The 18355-nt window shown below is 55.2% G+C and carries 16 protein-coding genes; 6 read left to right on the top strand and 10 right to left on the bottom strand.

Annotation, left to right across the window (positions count from 1 at the left end):
- Positions 1–9: 9 nt before the first annotated feature.
- Together flhB and ACZ5FM_RS01060 are read left to right on the top strand one after the other, a co-directional pair.
- Complete coding sequence (gene flhB, locus ACZ5FM_RS01065; protein ID WP_405049433.1) at positions 10–1107, top strand: flagellar biosynthesis protein FlhB; 1098 nt, start codon at positions 10–12, stop codon at positions 1105–1107.
- Between the two features lie 8 nt (positions 1108–1115).
- Positions 1116–1553 carry a hypothetical protein gene (locus ACZ5FM_RS01060; protein WP_192486916.1) on the top strand — a complete coding sequence of 146 codons (438 nt, stop codon included), beginning with the start codon at positions 1116–1118 and terminating at the stop codon, positions 1551–1553.
- A 221-nt stretch (positions 1554–1774) separates the two neighbouring features.
- Here ACZ5FM_RS01060 and ACZ5FM_RS01055 read toward each other — a convergent pair whose 3' ends face one another.
- Positions 1775–2989 carry a glycosyltransferase family 2 protein gene (locus ACZ5FM_RS01055; RefSeq protein ID WP_464039471.1) on the bottom strand — a complete coding sequence of 405 codons (1215 nt, stop codon included), beginning with the start codon at positions 2987–2989 and terminating at the stop codon, positions 1775–1777.
- A 249-nt stretch (positions 2990–3238) separates the two neighbouring features.
- Here ACZ5FM_RS01055 and ACZ5FM_RS01050 point away from each other — a divergent pair, with 249 nt between their 5' ends.
- Together ACZ5FM_RS01050 and ACZ5FM_RS01045 are read left to right on the top strand one after the other, a co-directional pair.
- Complete coding sequence (locus ACZ5FM_RS01050; RefSeq protein ID WP_464039470.1) at positions 3239–4378, top strand: M24 family metallopeptidase; 1140 nt, start codon at positions 3239–3241, stop codon at positions 4376–4378.
- Positions 4379–4485: 107 nt separating this feature from the next.
- Complete coding sequence (locus tag ACZ5FM_RS01045) at positions 4486–5526, top strand: Ldh family oxidoreductase (protein ID WP_464039469.1); 1041 nt, start codon at positions 4486–4488, stop codon at positions 5524–5526.
- A gap of 45 nt (positions 5527–5571) precedes the next feature.
- On the opposite strand, the gene ACZ5FM_RS01040 is transcribed toward ACZ5FM_RS01045, so the two are convergent.
- From ACZ5FM_RS01040 to ACZ5FM_RS01005, 8 genes are all read right to left on the bottom strand, one after another.
- Positions 5572–7188, bottom strand: a complete 1617-nt coding sequence (locus tag ACZ5FM_RS01040) for a glycoside hydrolase family 43 protein (protein WP_464039468.1) — start codon at positions 7186–7188, stop codon at positions 5572–5574.
- 18 nt (positions 7189–7206) lie between these two features.
- Complete coding sequence (locus ACZ5FM_RS01035; RefSeq protein ID WP_250983510.1) at positions 7207–8340, bottom strand: Gfo/Idh/MocA family protein; 1134 nt, start codon at positions 8338–8340, stop codon at positions 7207–7209.
- A gap of 21 nt (positions 8341–8361) precedes the next feature.
- A complete protein-coding gene (locus tag ACZ5FM_RS01030; protein WP_464039467.1) occupies positions 8362–9123 on the bottom strand; it encodes a sugar phosphate isomerase/epimerase family protein in 762 nt (253 codons plus the stop codon).
- Positions 9124–9172: 49 nt separating this feature from the next.
- Positions 9173–10261 carry an ABC transporter ATP-binding protein gene (locus ACZ5FM_RS01025; protein WP_464039466.1) on the bottom strand — a complete coding sequence of 363 codons (1089 nt, stop codon included), beginning with the start codon at positions 10259–10261 and terminating at the stop codon, positions 9173–9175.
- 5 nt (positions 10262–10266) lie between these two features.
- The gene (locus tag ACZ5FM_RS01020; RefSeq protein ID WP_192486908.1) at positions 10267–11208 is read right to left on the bottom strand and encodes a carbohydrate ABC transporter permease; all 942 of its coding nucleotides are present in this window, start codon (positions 11206–11208) and stop codon (positions 10267–10269) included.
- Positions 11201–12103 (bottom strand): carbohydrate ABC transporter permease, encoded by a 903-nt coding sequence (locus ACZ5FM_RS01015; protein ID WP_192486907.1) that lies wholly within the window; start codon positions 12101–12103, stop codon positions 11201–11203. Before ACZ5FM_RS01015 ends, ACZ5FM_RS01020 begins: the two co-directional genes overlap by 8 nt.
- Positions 12104–12267: 164 nt before the next feature.
- Positions 12268–13503, bottom strand: a complete 1236-nt coding sequence (locus tag ACZ5FM_RS01010) for an ABC transporter substrate-binding protein (protein ID WP_192486906.1) — start codon at positions 13501–13503, stop codon at positions 12268–12270.
- A 222-nt stretch (positions 13504–13725) separates the two neighbouring features.
- Positions 13726–14556 carry a tetratricopeptide repeat protein gene (locus ACZ5FM_RS01005; RefSeq protein ID WP_259147649.1) on the bottom strand — a complete coding sequence of 277 codons (831 nt, stop codon included), beginning with the start codon at positions 14554–14556 and terminating at the stop codon, positions 13726–13728.
- Positions 14557–14683: 127 nt separating this feature from the next.
- Here ACZ5FM_RS01005 and ACZ5FM_RS01000 point away from each other — a divergent pair, with 127 nt between their 5' ends.
- Positions 14684–16075, top strand: a complete 1392-nt coding sequence (locus ACZ5FM_RS01000) for a leucyl aminopeptidase family protein (RefSeq protein WP_464039465.1) — start codon at positions 14684–14686, stop codon at positions 16073–16075.
- Between the two features lie 107 nt (positions 16076–16182).
- On the opposite strand, the gene ACZ5FM_RS00995 is transcribed toward ACZ5FM_RS01000, so the two are convergent.
- Entirely contained in the window at positions 16183–17670 is a 1488-nt protein-coding gene (locus ACZ5FM_RS00995) for an MFS transporter (protein WP_464039464.1), read from the bottom strand.
- Positions 17671–17756: 86 nt separating this feature from the next.
- On the opposite strand from ACZ5FM_RS00995, the gene ACZ5FM_RS00990 reads away from it, so the two are divergent.
- Complete coding sequence (locus ACZ5FM_RS00990; protein ID WP_275640511.1) at positions 17757–18311, top strand: TetR/AcrR family transcriptional regulator; 555 nt, start codon at positions 17757–17759, stop codon at positions 18309–18311.
- Positions 18312–18355: the final 44 nt, after the last annotated feature.

Below are 18355 nucleotides of genomic sequence, written 5' to 3'. Positions count from 1 at the left end.
GTTTGTTTTATGTCGGGGACCGACGTCTTGTCAGACGATCAGGATAAAGAAAGTAAAACAGAAAGCCCCACGGAGAAAAAACTTCGTGATGCGGCCGAGAAAGGCAATTTGCCTGTCTCGCGTGAAATTCCGCTCTTTGCGTCTGCTCTCGCTTTTTATCTGTATCTCGTCTTTTTCATGCCGACCAGCACGGCCCATATTAGCGAAACCCTGAAGGATCTGTTCGACCAGCCGGAGCAATGGCAATTGCTGAACCGGCCGGATGCGTTTTCGCTGTTTACCCATTTGGGCCTGGCCATCGCATATATGCTGCTGCCAGCGATGTTGATGTTCATCATCTTTGGTATTTCCTCGTCCGTCTTCCAGAATATGCCGTCTTTTGTGCTTGAGCGTGTGCGCCCACAGGCCTCCCGCATTTCACCAATGAAGGGTTTCAAGCGGATATTCAGCGTTCCCGGTTTCGTCGAGTTCGGCAAATCGATCTTCAAGATCATGATTGTCTCGATCATCATGTTCTTCGCGTTGCGGGGCGAGTACTATAAATTGATCGATGCGATGTTCTCGGACCCGCAAACGATTTTTGTGCGACTTGTCACGATCGTCAAAAAAATGATGATCGTCATTTTGATCTGCACCGCGCTTTTGGCTGCCGTCGACCTTTTCTGGACGCGCCATCACTGGTTCTCGCAATTGCGTATGACCAAACAGGAAGTGAAGGACGAACACAAACAGACCCAGGGTGACCCGATCGTCAAGTCACGCCAGCGGTCGATTGCGCGCGACCGCGCTCGCCGCCGCATGATCAACAATGTGCCGCGCGCCACCCTCGTCATTGCAAACCCGACCCACTATGCCGTCGCCCTGCGTTATGTACGCGATGAAAACGACGCTCCGGTTGTTGTGGCAAAGGGACAAGACCTTATCGCGTTGAAAATACGTGAAATTGCAGAAAAAAACGGAATTCCCGTTTTTGAAGACCCACCACTCGCTCGCTCCATGTTTGCGCAAGTCTCGGTAGATAGTGTGATTCCACCAGCCTTTTACAAGGCTGTTGCAGAACTCGTTCATCGGGTCTTTGCACAACGGTCAGCGAAAAAGCGGGTCTAGTAATACGAATGAAAAAATGCCCCTACACGGAACAACGAGAACAAATTGTTGCTGAAGCCCTTAGCCCGGTCGCTTCGGAACTACGGCTCCTCGATCCAGCGGACTTGATCTCTCTGCTGCGTTTCGAATGCTACGGGAGCCTTGCCGATCTGGTTGCTTCTGCGGCTGAACTGTATTTCCATCCAGGCACAGTCAATTTCGGCGCGGGCGGGGAATACAAACTCGAGTGGGACGGCGTTCCTACAGTCGTTCTTGATCTTGAGCTTAAACCGCTCGGTGTGACAATTTACGCGCAACTGCATCTTGCTGATGAGTTTGCGGCGATCGATATCAACCATATATCGTTCCAGAATGCGTCGGATAATCCGGATATCAATACGGAGTTCCTGAAACGCAGCCTGCGTGAGGCACGTTTTGTGACGCGCAAAACCGGTCAATTGGCTTAACGCGGTTAAGCCCCGGTTTATCAACCGTTTGAAAGTGCCCTGACAACGTCTTTTTGGACATGAAACAGCGGCGCCCTCACCTCTAAACCTTTCTACGACCCGGAAATCATAGCGATTTCCGGGTCTTTTCGTTTTCTCTGGATACTCTCCAGACTGCTGGCATAAAAAAACCTGCGCGGAGCTTTTCCGCGCAGGTTTTAATATCTGAAAGATCGAAACGATCAGCCGAATTGGGCGATGTATTCTCGGATATCGAAAATACCGTCCTTTGGGCCGGGATTTTCCGGGAATGCCGGGTTAAAGCGCAGATAGGCGCGTGGCTCCTGCGACTTCGCCGCACCTTCAACCGGGTAGGTCATCCGTGCGCGAATATCCTGCGGCAGCAGGTTCAGCGTCGTGGTTTCGATCATTGGATCAAGAATGATCGGTTCATTCGAAAACTCTGTTGCTTCACGCGCCGCCGTAACAACGCCGGCCAGTTTGCAGATCTGGCCAAATGCGTCTGGCGACAAAGGCATCTGCTCATGCGCCGCCATGCGGTGGTACATGATGTAGGCTTCCGGCCAGTTTCCTGCCTCGACATGAAGGCGCAGCGCAACGGCCTGACGCATCATCATGAATTTCAGAATACGGGCATTCAGCGATACCTTTTCATCCGGGCTGAACGGATTGACCTGTGCAGCGCGTGACACCAGATATTCGATGCCACCGCGATAGGTATCCCACAGGAACATGCATTCCTTGTTGCCCTGTTGCTGGCGCGGATCATCGGAGACAGCCGTTACGCGCGCAAATGGCTCTGGCACGAACATGATGTCGCCGCCTTCGAGCGCGCGGGTGGTGTAGAGGAATGCCCAGAAGATAAATGGCGTCGGGCTGGAAATCGCCTTTGCCAGCACACTGCGACGAATGATCATGAATTCCGGGAAGACATGATAGTTGAGGATCATGTCCAGCATCGACAGAAAGTTGCCCTTGCTGTGGCGGATCGGGCCAGGCAGGCGGTAGAATGGGCCAATGTCGGTGTTGGCGTTGTTACGCCCATCAACCAGCATCCACGGTGCCTGAATGACACCGAGCGCCGGATCCTGCTCCATCAGGCGCACATATTCGACAACCTTTTCCGGGATCAACAGATCGTCGTCACCGAGGAACACGGCATAACGGCCGCGGGCGCGCTGCATGGCGAACGAATAGTTGCTGACAAAGCCAGAATTCTTCACACGCCGGAAAGCGTTGATTTCAGGACTGTCGGAAATCGAGGCGATATAAGCAGGTGTATTATCCGTCGAGCAGTCGTCAACGATGACGATTTCAAACGGAATTCCCAGTCTGCGAAACGAATCCAAATGGAATGTGACGTTGCGCTCAAGCAGAAACTGCCGGTTATATGTGGGGACACAAATCGACAAGATGATAGGTTGTGTCGAGGACATTTTTTTCTCCGCAGTCGCTCACAGTTCCAGCAAACGCAATGCATCCAGATGCAATACGCCCAAAGTTATCATTGTTAGCTACACCTATTCGCTTTCCCGAAACTGTCCTGTTCCATAGCTTGTTATTGAAATTGACCGCCCCCGCGTCTGAAGCAAAGATATCCGTTTACTGTCGACAAAATGCGCACAACCGTCTAGTCTCCGCTGCATCTAACTACCCACCTAAAAATTCTGCCGGAATGGAATGTAATGTTTCAGAAAAACCCACCCGCCTTCATTCAAGATGACGAACGCCTGTCGAGATTGAAAGAACTTCGTGAAACCATGGGTGCGCACGGCATTTCCGCTACTTTGCTCGGCGCTTCCGATAGCCTGCTATATTTCACCGGTTTGCATTGGCACCAGAGTGAAAGACTGCTCGGCGCATTGGTGACGCGGGACGGGCTTTTCTACATCGTACCGGGCTTTGAAAAGAGCCGTGTTGAGACACTGCCTCATCTGCCCGGCGAAATCCTGACATGGGAAGAAGACCAATCACCGTCAAAACTTGTTGCTGCACAGCTGAAGCCATCAGAAAAACTGGCACTGGACGATGCTCTGCCGCTGTTCATCTATCACGCACTGGCCAAGGCTGTTGGTGCCGAGCGGCTTGCCGATGGCGGACGGCTGATCCGCAATCTGCGTCTGTGCAAATCGGCCGCTGAAATTGCCATCATCAAATATGCGATGGATCTGACGCTGGACATTCACCGGCAGGCCCATGCGATCATGAAACCGGGCATTCGGGCCTCGGAAGTCATTCGGTTCATCGATGAGCGGCACCGCGAACTGGCCGGCTCGTCGTCTACCTTCTGCATTGTCTCCTTCGGCTTGGCCACCTCGCTGCCGCATGGTGCCGATGGCGACCAGACGCTTGCAGCTGGCGATGTCATTCTTGTTGATACCGGCACGCGCATTGACGGCTATCACTCCGATCTGACACGCACATACATGATCGATGAGCCAACCAAGGAATTTGCCGCGGGCTGGGCAATCGAGCGTGAGGCACAGCAGGCTGTTTTCGATGCGGCGAAGCTTGGCGCTTCCTGTGCAAGCCTTGATGACGCAGCCCGCGCGGTGATGGCCCGCCATGGACTTGGACCAGATTATCAGCTTCCGGGTCTACCGCACCGAGCAGGTCATGGACTTGGGCTTGAAATTCATGAAGAGCCCTACATCGTCAGAGGCAACCAGACCAAACTGGCAACCGGCATGTGTTTCTCCAATGAACCGATGATCGTTTTCCCCGGCAAGTTCGGCATTCGGCTTGAGGATCATATCTACATGGCGGAGGATGGTGCCCACTGGTTTACACAGCCGGCCAAGGGTCCAACAGAACCGTTTGCGTAAACGCAAATCAACAGGGAATGTGTTGCCGCTTCGCTTCCATTTGTGTGGCGAAGCGGTAGTGTACGGGCGCGAAAAACCTACCAAATTTTAGTCTGCAGGAGTGACAGATGACCCAAGCGATCGAGTATATTTCTTTTGAGGAAGCCCGTGCCCTGAGCCTGGAGTTGCTCACCCTTGCAGGCTTTTCGAAAGGTCATGCAGAAACGATTGCTGCTTCTGTCCTGAAAGCGCAGCAGGACGAGTGCCACTCTCATGGCCTCTATCGCCTGATGGGCTGTGTCAAAACCCTTCAGATCGGCAAAGTTGATCCGAATGCCGAGCCAACAGTGGATACGGAAACGCCCGGTATCGTGCGAGTCAATTCCCATTACGGGTATTCATTGATGGGCTTCCATGCCGGCCTGCCGCATTTCATCGAGAAAACCAAAAAGCAGGGCGTTGCCGCCATGGCGATCAACAACTGCTTCCACTTCTCCGCACTTTGGCCAGAGGTTGAAGCGCTGGCTGACGCGGGTCTGGTGTCCTTTGCCGTTACCCCCAGCCACTGCTGGGTGGCGCCGGCTGGCGGCACCAAACCGTCCTTCGGCACCAATCCATTTGCCTTCGGTTGGCCACGGGCTGGCAAACATCCGTTCATTTTCGACTTCGCGACCAGCGCGTCAGCGCGTGGTGAAATCGAATTGCACCGCCGGGCCGGAAAACCGATCCCGCTTGGCTGGGCCATCGACGCAGAAGGCAATCCAACCACGGACGCGGAAGCTGCCCTCAACGGAGCCATGTTGACTTTCGGTGGTCACAAGGGCTCTGCACTTTCGGCGATGGTCGAGCTGTTGGCCGGTCCGTTGATCAACGACATGATGAGTTCGGAATCGATGGAATTTGACGATGGTGCGGGCGTAACCCCGTGCCACGGCGAATTGCTGATTGCGCTTGATCCGCAGTCCTTCCTCGGCGCGAGCATGACGGAAAGCATGGGACGGGCTGAAAAACTGTTCAGCTCGATTACCGATCAGGGCGCGCGCCTGCCATCGCAGCGTCGTTATGAAGCCCGCGACCGCAACAAGGACAAAGGCCTGCCTGTGCAGACCGCTTTGCTGGTGGACCTGCGTGCGATGCTGGCAGAACTGAAAGCCGCCGTTCCGGCCTGACAATGTAACGAACGGGTAGCCTGTTTCGCAGACTACCCGTCCATGTCATTCCCTACCGGTGATGCTGTAGGTAAAGCTTTCAAAATCGGCCGGCTGCCCGCGACCAGATGTATCGAAAGCGAACATGCCGACAAAAGCACCGGTGAACGAGCCGTGTTCACCGCGCCCGCCCTCATCCGAGACGACACCGGCATCAAGAACAGGCCCAACCGGCTGCCAGGCAGGAGCCGAATGGCTGCGCCAAAAGAACAGCAGATCGTTGCCTTCCACTTCCATCGCCAGATGAATTGGCCCCTCGGGAACAGTGACACCGCCGCCAATCGGAAAACTCAAGCGACCGTGTGGAAAGTCGCCCGGGCATGACAGGATGGTGACGACCCGTCCAAGCTTTTCATGGAGCGTGACAGCAAGCGCGTGAAACTTGTGGCGATTATAATAATGGGTGAGACCCGCCACCTGCTGGTAGGTATCGGGTGAGAACTCCACCACCGTTTCAGCCCGGAAGGAGTGATGTTGCTGGCGCCTAGCCACCAGCGATTGGTCAAACCAGGAGCCAATGCTTTCGCGCCCGAACAATCGCAAATGCCCAGCACGCTCAGTCAGGCTGAAGAGCCGCTCAGGATAGGGCGACCGCAGCCACTGGAAATCCTGTGGCAATTGCGGTGTTTCAAAGCTGTAGTGAATATTGGCCTCTTCCCGCTTGCGGGTGGCTGACGTGGGAGACGCCACCTCGACAGCGGGTACGACACCGCCCTGCGCCAGAAAGAGCCAGTCATCGCGCCATACACATTTTTGGATTGCCGTTTCACGGCCAAGTGTACAGCGCCGTTTCGGCGGTACAGGTCTGCCGCAGAGATGCGTGTGATAGGCCTCGCCATCTGGCGTTTCGACATATTGCCCGTGCCCTGCCCTTTGCAGCACCGCCTCCGGATTGTCTTTTGAGGTGATCAGATGGACATTCGGGTGCATCTCATAGGGACCATCCAGCGAACGGGACCGCGCCATGGTGACAGCATGGTCGTAGCCTGTGCCACCTTCTGCCGTGGTCAGGTAATGCCAGCCATTGCGCTTAAAGATGTGCGGCCCTTCCACAAGCCCGAGCGGGCTGCCGGGAAAGATGTTTTTGACCGGGCCGATCAACTTGCCACTTGCAGCATCCCATTCCTGCAACAGGATGCCATCAAAGGCCGGATGTTTCGGTGCGCCACCGTAACTTTCGGTGCGGTGGTTCCACTGCATGTTGAGGAACCATTTGCGCCCGTCATCGTCATGAAACAGCGTCGGGTCAAAACCGGAGGAGTTGACGTAAACCGGGTCAGACCATTCGCCCTCAATGGTGTCAGAGGTGACGATGTAGTTATGGGCATCCTTGAAGTTGCCGTCGTAACGTTTGACATCGGTGTAGACCAGCCAGAAGCGGCCATCCGCATAGGATAGGCACGGCGCCCAGATGCCGCAACTGTCCGGGTTACCGCGCATGTCGAGCTGGCTGGCGCGTTCCAGCGGTCTGCGTACCAGGGTCCAGTTGACCAGATCGCGTGAGTGGTGGATTTGCACGCCCGGATACCACTCGAAAGTGGATGTCGCGATATAATAATCCTCACCGACACGGCATATGGATGGGTCGGGGTTAAACCCCGACAAAACAGGATTGCGGATCATGTCTTCCTCCCCGCGAATTTAACGCAACAGCTTTTGCGCTTCCTCGATACCAAGAGCAGCCGGTTGCGTGCATGTCGTTGTCATGTCAATGAAACGACCTTCCTCTCCCGACTTCAGGATAGAGGTCATGACATCGATGCCGTGCAGCGCACGCTCCAGCGAGCAGCGTGCGTCCCGCCCCTCGATCAGCGCCATTGCCAAATCGGCAAGACCTGCGGTGCGATAATTGGCACGTGGCCCCTGCGGACTTTCCTGATTGGCTTTACCGAATGGATGCTCCCAATCTTCAAGCGGCTCGATATCCTTGTTCTGGCCGCTGGCTTCCACCACTCCGCCGAAGAAGTTGGGGTCCGGCACGTAGAGCGAACCTTCGGTGCCATAAAGCTCCATATTGGCGTGACGGTGTGACCAGACATCCCAACTGGCCGACAGCGTGATGGTCGCACCGCTGACGAATTCCAACAGCGCATGAATGTTGGTGGGTGTTTCCACCGGTATCGTCTGTCCGGCCAGCGGCTGGCTGGTAATCGTGCGGGTTTTGTTCGCCATCGATGTCAGGGCCGCAACGCGTTTTACCGGACCAAGCAGGTTGATGAGGTTGGCGATGTAATAAGGGCCAAGATCAAGGATCGGCCCGCCTCCGGCCACAAAGAAAAAGCCGGGATTGGGGTGCCACATTTCCATGCCGGGGCTCATGACATGGCATGTGCCTGAGGTGATGCGCCCGACACGACCTTCATCGATATATTTGCGGGCAAGCTGATGTGAACCGCCCAGGAATGTATCCGGCGCGCAGCCAACAGACAGTTTTTTCTCAGCGGCAACTTTTCGAAGTTCTTCGCCTTCCTCAAGCGTCAAAACCAGCGGCTTTTCGGAATAGACGTGTTTGCCCGCTTCAAGAATGGCCTTGGAGACCGAGAAATGCGCGGCGGGAATGGTGAGATTGACGATGACGTCAATCTCATTGTTGGCAAGCAGTTCGGGAATGGACTGTGCCTTCACACCGTATTCTTCGGCTTTCAGTTCGGCTGCGTTGCGGTTCAAATCCGCGCAGGCAAGAATTTTCAGCCCCTTGAACAGCGGAGCGAGAGAAAAATAGGTGGTCGAGATATTACCGCATCCAATGATGCCGACGCCAAGCTCTTTGGCCATGATGATGCTCCAGTATGAAAATCAGTAGGCATTGAAAGATGCAATCGACCGTTCCATCAGGCGGTCGATATCGGACGGATTGTCGTGCTCCAGCACGAAATGTTTGACCGAGGTGTTCTTCAGCGCCGCAATGAGCTTTTGCCATTCCACAGTGCCGTGGCCGAGGTCTGCCCAGCCGTCCTCATTAGCGTTCTGTCCTGACGGCGCGATATCCTTGACGTGGACAGCCGTGATGCGTTTGCCGTAGCTTTCAATCCACGCAAATGGGTCAGCCCCACCCCTGATAATCCAGGCGATATCGGCCTCCCAGCTCAGTTCAGGGCCACCGGCGAGAATCTGTTCCTGCGGTGTCGAACCATCCGCCAGCGTGTGAAACTCGAAATCATGATTGTGCCAGCCGAAGGTCAGGCCAGCATCACGGAATGGTTTGCCGGCTGCCTGCAAACGCTGCCCAAAGGCAAACCAGCCAGCCGCATCAGTGGGGCGCTGGTCTGGCAGCAGATAGGGGCAATAAACGGCTTCAATACCCAGAATGCGGGCAACGGCGAGCGCCCGGTCGGTTTCCTTTTCGAGCATGTCGATGCCGAAATGGCCGGTTGGCATGGTCAGCCCGTTGGCATCCAACTCAGCGCGGAATTGTGTGAGTGCTGCGTCATCCATGCTGGCGTAAATGCCACCATATCCTTCGACTTCACGATAACCGGCCTTGGACAGCTTTTTCAGCGTTTCGGAAAGCGGCGGAAAATTGCGGGCGCTGTAAAGCTGAAAGCCAAGTGTTGTCATTTCCAAGTCTCCTCAATGTCATCAATATTTTCGGGTGTCGGGAAAGGGATCAGATGCGGTTTTCAGTGGCCGCGTCGAACAGCGATGCCATCGACATATCCACACCGAGTCGCACCTTGCTGCCCGGTGAATAACGGCGGTGACCACCGATCCGCACCGACAACGTATGGTCGGCAAGTTTCAACCAGAGCAGATTGTCGGCACCCATCGGCTCCTCGATGTCGACAATTGCTTCGTGAACTTCGCCGCCGGATATCTGCTCATCAACACGAATATGTTCAGGGCGAATACCCAGAATGACCGGGCGGCCAGCGGCGAGTGGTTCCGATGTCTGGTAACCGGCAAGACTAAAGCTCACGCCGTTGGTGACGAAGGCCGTGCCTCCATCTTTTTCCACCAACTCGCCACGCAGGAAGTTCATGGACGGCGAACCGATGAAACCGGCCACGAACAGGTTTTTGGGTCGGTTATAGATGGCAATTGGATCATCAAGCTGCTGGATAACACCGCTTTTCATGATGGCGATACGATCTGCCAGCGTCAGTGCCTCGATCTGGTCGTGTGTCACGTAGATCATGGTGTTCTTGAGCGACTGGTGCAGGCGTTTGATCTCGACACGCAATTCTGAGCGCAGCTTGGCATCGAGATTGGACAGGGGTTCGTCGAACAGGAACACATCAACATCGCGCACCAATGCACGACCGATCGCCACACGCTGGCGCTGACCGCCTGACAGGGCCGATGGCTTGCGTTTAAGTAGCGGCTGTATCTGCAGAATTTCAGCGGCCCGCGCCACACGCCGGTCGATTTCTGCCTGCGGTACCTTTGCCACTTGCAGACCAAAGGACAGATTCTTTTCAACCGTCATCTGCGGGTAAAGCGCATAGGACTGGAACACCATGCCGATGCCACGATCCTTTGGTTCCTCCCAGGTGACATTGCGCTCCTTGATGAAAATCTGCCCGTCGGTCGGTTCCAGCAAACCCGCAATGCAATTCAAAAGGGTCGACTTGCCGCAACCGGAGGAACCAAGCAGCACCAGAAATTCGCCCTCGTGAATATCGAGGTTGAGATTTTCCAGCACGGTTACAGCACCGAAGGACAGAGAAAGCTCTTGGATGGAAACACTATAGGTCATGAAATTCACCCTTTGACTGCGCCTGCGGCAATGCCCCGCACAAAAAGCCTGCCTGAAATGAAATAAACGATTAGCGGAACGGCGCCGGTGAGCAGGGTTGCTGCCATGTTGACGTTGTATTCCTTCACGCCCTGCACCGAGTTGACGATGTTGTTGAGCTGAACCGTCATCGGGTAATATTCAGGTCGCGTGAACACGACACCGAACAGGAAGTCGTTCCAGATGCCTGTCACCTGAAGGATCATTGCCACCACAAAGATGGGCAGCGACATGGGCAGCATGATGCGGAAATAAATCTGCCAGAAGCCTGCACCGTCGATGCGGGCGGCCTTGAACAATTCCTCCGGCAGCGACGAGAAGTAATTGCGGAAAAGCAGTGTCAGGATCGGCATGCCGAAGATGGTGTGCACCACGATCAGGCCAGTCAGCGTGCCGTAGATACCGACTTCGCGCAACACGATGACGATGGGATAGATCATCACCTGATAGGGGATGAAGGCACCGATGATCAGGATGGAAAAGAACAGTTCCGATCCCTTGAACTTCCAGTTGGCCATGGCGTATCCGCTGACCGATGCAATAAAGATCGACACGAGTGTTGACGGAACCATGATGCGCACGGAGTTCCAGAAACCTCGCGAAAGCCCGTCACAGTTGAGACCGGTGCAGGCACTTGCCCATGCCTTGGCCCACGGCTCAAAGGTAATTTCCATGGGTGGTGCGAAGATATTGCCCAGACGGATTTCCGGCATGCCCTTCAGCGATGTCACAAGCATCACGTAAAGCGGCAGCAGGTAATAGAGTGCTGCGACAAACAGCGTGCCGTACAACACGATATTGCGGCGTGAGAGGGTTTTTCGCGGCTTCTTGCCACGCGGTCCCGACAATTGCCGGGCAACCGGATCAACGCCAGCAGCGACTGTATTCAAGGTGCTGATATTAGCCACGTTTGCGCCCTCCGAATTCAAGATAGGCCCATGGGATGATGATGATGGCGACGGTCAGCAGCATCATCGACGATGCCGCAAATCCCTGGCCAAGATTTTGCGCTTGGAACATGTAGTCGTAGACATATTTCGCCGGGACTTCGGATGCGATGCCGGGGCCGCCGCTGGTTTGCGCAACCACCAGGTCGTAAACCTTGACGATGCCGCTGGCGATAATGACGAGCGTGGTGATGAAGACTGCGCGCATCATCGGGATCACCACAAAAATATATGTGCGCCACATGGGAATGCCGTCGACGCGTGCCGCCTTCCAGATATCTTCATCGATACCGCGCAGACCAGCCAGCATCAGGCACATGACAAGGCCCGTTCCCTGCCATAGACCGGCAATCAGGATGCCATAGATCACGATGTCAGGATTATAGAGCGGGTCGAAAGTAAAGCTGGTCCAACCAAACGAGCGGACGACGGATTGCACACCAAATTCCGGATTGAGAATCCACTGCCAAACAAGACCAGTGACGATGAATGAAAGTGCAAAAGGATAAAGAAAGATCGTACGGAATGTATTTTCGAAACGGATTTTCTGATCCATCAGCGCTGCAAGCAGAAAGCCGATAACCAGACTGAAAATCAGCGATAGAATGCCGTAAATCGCCAAATTCTGAATCGAGATAATCCAGCGGGGTGCAGCCCACAGCCGTTCATATTGCTCGATGCCGACAAAGGTGGCGCGCGGCAAAAGCTTGGAGTTGGTGAAAGAATAAACAATCGTCCAGATCGTACCGCCGAGGAAGATGACAACCGCAGTGAGGATCATGGGTATGGACGCAATCTTCGAATTAAGATTGCGGAATAGCTGATTGGGGCGCTTTGAACGCGTTTGACCCGCCATGGATCACTCCTCATCAAACGTTGCCGTTGATTGCAAGGCGGGTGGCCCAATGGCCGCCCGCACCCGCGTGGTCACCGGCAATGTCAGAAAAGCACTCACATTACCGGTAGGAGTAAAGCAGCGGCCTGCAGCTCTATACGAAGTTCAACAGACCGCCAGTCAGATCAATCAGCCGAGCTGATGATACTTGCAAACCGCTTCTGCGCATCTTCGGCAGTCATCGACGTGCTGGCGAAAAACTCCGCCATCAAGTCTTCTTTCTGCTTTTGCGTATCGGCGGACACAAGCTGGTCGGTGCTGGTGAGAGCATGATCCTTGGCCAGAATTTCCAGGCCCTTCTTCATGCAATCATTTGCGACGCCGAGGTCCACGTCACCACGGATTGGCAACGAACCCTTTTTCAGGTTGAAAGCAACCTGTGTCTTTGGATCGACAATCGTTTCGGCCAGAACGTCCTGTGCCTTGGTTTTTGCCTCATCCTTCAACAGCGGGAAGTAGAAAGCGTCGCCACCTGTGGTGATGTAGTCGCTGACGCCAAGACCCGGCAGGCAGGAATAATCTGTTCCGGCCGTCTGGCCAGCCAACTGGAATTCACCCTGCGCCCAGTCACCCATGACCTGGCCACCGGCCTTGCCTGTGATGACCATGTTGGTTGCCTGGTTCCAGTCCTGCACATTTGTGCCGCGCGACATGTCGCGTGCCTCTACGGCAGCAGCAAAGATTTTGGCCATATCAGGTCCGGCAGCGGCTTCCGCATCCTTGTCCTTATAGACCTTTTCATACAGTTCCTTGCCACCCAGTGACAGGACCAGTGTGTCGAACAGACCGTTGGCCTGCCAGGCCTGGCCACCCAACGCAAGCGGCTGAATACCGGCCGTCTTCAATGCAGGTGCCGCAGCGACAAATTCAGTCCAGTTCTTGGGAACCTCAACACCGGCCTGCTTGAAGGCAGCGTTGGAAAGCCACAGCCATTGCCATGAGTGAATATTGACGGGTGCGCAGTAAATTTTCCCGTCGATAGTGCAGCTGTCGAGCAGGCTTGCGGGTTTGATAACCTCTTTCCAATTGCCTTTTTCAGCAACGTCGGACAGGTCACGCATCAATCCGGACTGAACAAGCTCTTCTGCCTGTCTGCCGTGGTTGAATTGGGTTGCAGCCATCGGGTCGCCACCGGTGATCCGGCTGATCATGATCGGTCGAGCGGTACTGCCGGAACCGGCAATCGCACCATCCACCCATTTGTTACCGGTCGCATCGAACGCCTTTGCCAGTTCGGCAACCGCGGCAGCCTCCCCGCCCGATGTCCACCAGTGTGTTACTTCAAGATCCGTTGCACCAGCCATACCTGCAGGCAACAAAACACTAGCCGCAAATGCAGCCACAATAGCACGCGTACGCATGAGTCTCCTCCCTCACTGAAACGTTGCAGGAGGAACGTAAGCGAATATTTTTAAACACGCAACGGCCTATTGCTTAAAAAGTCCTTACGACTTTTGGCTGTATAAATGCCGCTAAAGGCGGGAGAATATTACCCGAAAACAATCATGAGCAGAATTCAGCAAGTTATTGCTGTGATTTCACTTTCCAGAGAAATCGTCCACGGCCTGGAACACACAACAACCTTAATTGGTTGCGGTTTTTTCCTTGTCGGCAAGCTGCTTCCATGAACTTTGTTGAGACAACATGCCGCGCAGGTAAGCAAGATTTGCTTCTGCCTGCTGCTGGGTCAATTCCTGCCGGGCGATGTTATCGGCCTCGGCGAAACGTCCTTGGAGCCCGACGACCAGCGCCAGGTTCTGGCGGATACGGCTGTCAGCACCCGGTTGCTGCGAGGCTGATCGCAGATAGGTTTCGGCCGTTCTTGGATCACTCGACAGGACGTAGGACATTCCGAGGTTGGACAGAATACTGGGTTCGTTGGGCTGCAAGTCCAATGCCATGCGGTATTTGGTGCGCGCTTCTGGCGAGCGGCCGAGTTGATCCAGTACGGCACCTTCAGCGGAATACAGGCGCCAGTCCGGTCTATCCGGTGTCTGCGCGCGGGCGATTGTCGATAGAGCCTGCTCCAGCTGACCAGCACCGGCCTGCGCCTTGCCATAGGCTGCCAGCACATTGCGATCTGCCGGGTTGGCAATGGCGATCTGCTGCATCACGGCCAGAGCCTGTGTGCTTTTGCCAGTCATCATAAGAAGATTGGCATAGCTCATGCCCGTGCGCGCATCCTTGGGATTGCGTTCATAGGCTTTGCCAGCTGCTTCTTCGGCCTGCCGCAGTTGAGACTGGTTGAGATTATCGTATGATTGCGCGGGCGCCGTCGTCGGGATAGAGCCTGTTGTCAGCCTGTCATGCTTGTTGGTAGAGGCGCATGCGGTTAATGCTAGCGCCAAAGCCAGCACGGCACCGCCGTTGATTATGGCTTTTCGCGCTGCAGATACAGAGTGAACAGCAGTCATGGCATTGCCCCTGCGTGCGTTGAACGGCTTTTGCACCTATAAGCGGCGCAATCTTCGCTCCAGCAATAATCTGTTAACCCTAACAGAGTGTTAATTTACTGATTCTCCAAGTTTACGAAAGCAGATCATGGCCCCGTATCAGTTCATCGAAAGAGCAACACCGTTCAGTGCCAAAGCGGGCAACACCCTGCCGGTTTTTGCGGTAACGCCAGCTCATATCGAGCAAGGTGCCATCGACCCCATAGCGCTCGATTGGGCGCGCAAGGCCGGTTTCAAAGCGGAAAGCGGCGCCATTTTGCTCATCCCTTCGGCCGATGGTTCGCTGGGTGGGGCGCTTTTCGGACTTGGCAGCAATCCGTCCGAACTTCCTTTCCTGACCGGCAAACTGGCCCGCGAACTGCCAGAGGGTGACTGGCACATTGAAACCGCACCATTGACGGTGAACCGTTTCGCACTGGGTTTCGGTCTTGGCAGCTACAAGTTCGACCGCTATCGCACCGTCAAATCTTCGTCGGCCAAGATGCTCATTCCGCAGGATGCCGACGCAACTGGCATCAAGCGGACACTGGCTGGCGTCTTCCTGGCACGCGACCTCATCAACATGCCAGCAAACGATATGGGGCCGGACCAGCTTGAAGTGGCTTTCCGTGCACTTGCTGCCCACTACAAGGCGGAAGTTACCGCCGTGACCGGCGACAAGCTGTTGAGTGAAAACTTCCCGCTGATTCATGCGGTGGGTCGTGCTAGCGAAGGCGAGCCGCGTCTTCTGGAAATGCGCTGGGGCAAAAAAGGCAATCCTGCGATTACCCTAGTTGGCAAAGGCGTGTGCTTCGATACCGGTGGTCTCGACATTAAACCTGCCTCTTCGATGGCGTTGATGAAAAAAGACATGGGTGGCGCGGCAAATGTGCTTGGCCTTGCATTGATGATCATGGAAGCCAAACTCAAGGTGAACTTGCGCGTCATCGTTCCTGTCGTCGAGAACTCGATTTCCGCCAATGCTTTCCGCCCGGGCGATATCTACCAGAGCCGCAAGGGTCTGACGGTACAGATCGACAATACCGACGCCGAGGGTCGGCTTATTCTGGCCGACGCATTGGCCTACGCCGATGAGGACGAGCCGGACCTGATGATTGACATGGCAACACTGACCGGTGCTGCCCGCGTGGCGCTCGGACCTGACATAGCGCCCTATTACACCGATGATGAAGATCTCGCTCATGACATCGCCGAAGCGGGCATGGACATGGACGACCCGATGTGGCGCATGCCACTTTACATGGGATATGACAAGGATATCCGCTCCCGCGCTGCCGACATTACCAATGCGCCGGCTGGCGGCATGGCAGGCTCGATCACAGCCGCCTTGTTCCTCAAGCGCTTTGTGTCGAAAACCAAGAAATGGGCCCACTTCGACATTTACGGCTGGTCGCCGAATGAACGTCCGCACTCGTCGGTTGGTGGCGAAGCGCAGGCCATCCGTGCGCTTTATCACTACATTGCCAGAACCTACGGCTGATCAGCAAAAACTAACGGCTCAAAACAGACCTGCACAAACGGCAAAACAACGGTGCGCAAACACCGTTGTTTTCTTTTGAGCCAGCGTGGCAAGTGTGACTGTCGCGTTCAGTCGGCGTGTTTGTGCTGTGCCAGCATTCGCACCACGATGCTGGTCAAGCCAAGCAACACCACGGCAGTGATCAACACGGCCGCAAATGCATTGCCGAAGGCCGTTTCTGCGGCGCTGCGGACGGCGATGGCAAGATTGCCGCCAAGCCGTTCAGCCAGAAGCAATGCTGCATCAAGACCATCGCGGGCCGAAGCCGCACCGTCGTTGATACCGACAGGTGCTTCAAACGAGGTGCTGTAGACCGCAGCAAGGACACTTCCAAGCGTGGCGATACCGATCGCACCGCCAAGTTCAAACGAGACTTCCTCGATTGACGCTGCCATGCCACCATGATGATCCGGTGCGTTGAGCATAATTGCGGTGGAGGCGGCAGTCATTGTCGCACCGAGACCTATGCCCATCAGAAACAGGGCAGCAACCTGCAAGGCGAGGCCATCGCTGATGACACTGTAATAAAGCGCGAGGCTGGCTGCCGCGATTGCCATTGACACCCACACGACGGCCCGTTCACCGACTTTTGCCACCAATATGCCCGCCAACGGGCCGGCGATAAATGCACCAAGCGGAATGGGCAGCACCATCAGACCTGCCACCAGAGGCGACATGTCGAGCACAAGCTGGAAACGTTGGGTCACAGCCAACTGAAAGCCCAAAAGAGCAGCCGAGGCGACGGCAGCAGCAATCACGCCAGCCAGGAAATTGCGGTTGGCAAACAGGCTGAAATCAATCAACGGCGATGCGATGTGACGTTGGCGACGGGCAAACAACACCAGAAACACCAGACCCAGCAGTGCTGAGGCCGAAAATGACAATAGGGAAATGTCCTGTTTTGCCAATTCCTTGACGGCATAGGTCGAAGCTACAAGACCAATCATGATCTGTACGGCCGAAATGATATCGAATGATCGCTGCGGATTTCGCAAGCCGGGGCCAACAAACAGGATGGTTGCGACAAAGGCGACCGCGACGATGGGCAGGTTGATCAGGAAAACTGAACCCCACCAGAAGTGCTCCAGCAACACGCCGCCGATGACCGGTCCGAAGGCCGCACCGCCAGACGCAACGGCCGCCCAGACGCCAATCGCGAAGGCCCGTTCACCGGGCTCCGTGAATGTCTGGCGGATAATCGACAGCGTGGCTGGCATCATCATCGCTGCGCCAACGGCAAGCAGCGCCCGTCCGGCAATCAACACCGCAGGGTTCGGTGAAAAGGCGGCGAACAGTGATGCGGCGCCAAAAACAATCAAACCGATCAGGAACAACAGACGTGCACCGAATTTGTCACCAAGCGCGCCGGATGCCGGTAATAATCCGGCGACGGTCAGCGCATAGACATTTACGATCCACAATTTTTCCGAGGACGATGCCATGAGATCATGTGTAAGACGCGGCAATGCCGTGTACAACACCGTCATATCGATCACGATCATGAACAAGGCACTCGATACAATCGCGAGAATACCCCATCGTGCTTTGGCCTGCATAAAAACTCCATGGTCGCTAAGAGCGAGTTGAACGATAGCTGTGAATTATTTAAATACATACGTATGGAATTAAAAAGAGGCAAGGCATGGGACGAAAGAAAACCATCGATCGGGAGATCATTCTGAATGCCGCCGAAGACATTGTGCGCTCACGAGGAGCCGCCGCCCTGACAATTGATGCGCTGGCAAAGTCACTTGGCGTAACGAAGGGCGGTATCCAGTACAGCTTTGCCAGCAAGGATGCGATTATCGACGCGATGGTGTCGCGCTGGTTCGTGACCTACGACCAGAAGTTCCAGGAAATTGCCGGCGAGGCTCCCGACCCGCAGGCCAAGGTCTGGGCGCATGTGGAGGCGACACGGCAGGCTGACGAGCCGGCAAACTACAAGGCCGCCGGATTGATGGCGGCGCTGATGCTGTCGCCCGAATATCTGGCCTCGACCAAAAAATGGTATGAGAGCCGCACGGAAGGTCTTGATGTGACGACGCTTGAAGGGCGCGCCGCACGGCTGGCATTTCTTGCCACCGAAGGGGCTTTCGCATTACGCTGGTTTGGCCTGATGGATATTTCCGATGACGAATGGGCTTCAATCTTTGCCGACATCAAGACAGTCCTGAACAAAGAGCCTAAGGTTTCATAAGGACATCGGCCGACACGTACGACGATCTTCGCTATTACTTGGAA

Source organism: Agrobacterium sp. 5Ca50 (assembly GCF_055381905.1).
The sequence above is the reverse complement of the archived record's forward strand: the minus strand, read 5'-3'. Positions and strand labels throughout refer to the sequence as shown.

Coding starts and splice junctions, on each gene's coding strand:
- ACZ5FM_RS01045 (WP_464039469.1), top strand. CDS start 4,486: ATGACCCAAGCGATCGAGTATATTTCTTTTGAGGAAGCCCGTGCCCTG.
- ACZ5FM_RS01025 (WP_464039466.1), bottom strand. CDS start 10,261: ATGACCTATAGTGTTTCCATCCAAGAGCTTTCTCTGTCCTTCGGTGCT.
- ACZ5FM_RS01005 (WP_259147649.1), bottom strand. CDS start 14,556: ATGACTGCTGTTCACTCTGTATCTGCAGCGCGAAAAGCCATAATCAAC.
- ACZ5FM_RS01055 (WP_464039471.1), bottom strand. CDS start 2,989: ATGTCCTCGACACAACCTATCATCTTGTCGATTTGTGTCCCCACATAT.
- ACZ5FM_RS01000 (WP_464039465.1), top strand. CDS start 14,684: ATGGCCCCGTATCAGTTCATCGAAAGAGCAACACCGTTCAGTGCCAAA.
- ACZ5FM_RS00995 (WP_464039464.1), bottom strand. CDS start 17,670: ATGCAGGCCAAAGCACGATGGGGTATTCTCGCGATTGTATCGAGTGCC.
- ACZ5FM_RS01040 (WP_464039468.1), bottom strand. CDS start 7,188: ATGATCCGCAATCCTGTTTTGTCGGGGTTTAACCCCGACCCATCCATA.
- ACZ5FM_RS01015 (WP_192486907.1), bottom strand. CDS start 12,103: ATGGCGGGTCAAACGCGTTCAAAGCGCCCCAATCAGCTATTCCGCAAT.
- ACZ5FM_RS01035 (WP_250983510.1), bottom strand. CDS start 8,340: ATGGCCAAAGAGCTTGGCGTCGGCATCATTGGATGCGGTAATATCTCG.
- flhB (WP_405049433.1), top strand. CDS start 10: ATGTCGGGGACCGACGTCTTGTCAGACGATCAGGATAAAGAAAGTAAA.
- ACZ5FM_RS00990 (WP_275640511.1), top strand. CDS start 17,757: ATGGGACGAAAGAAAACCATCGATCGGGAGATCATTCTGAATGCCGCC.
- ACZ5FM_RS01060 (WP_192486916.1), top strand. CDS start 1,116: ATGAAAAAATGCCCCTACACGGAACAACGAGAACAAATTGTTGCTGAA.
- ACZ5FM_RS01010 (WP_192486906.1), bottom strand. CDS start 13,503: ATGCGTACGCGTGCTATTGTGGCTGCATTTGCGGCTAGTGTTTTGTTG.
- ACZ5FM_RS01050 (WP_464039470.1), top strand. CDS start 3,239: ATGTTTCAGAAAAACCCACCCGCCTTCATTCAAGATGACGAACGCCTG.
- ACZ5FM_RS01030 (WP_464039467.1), bottom strand. CDS start 9,123: ATGACAACACTTGGCTTTCAGCTTTACAGCGCCCGCAATTTTCCGCCG.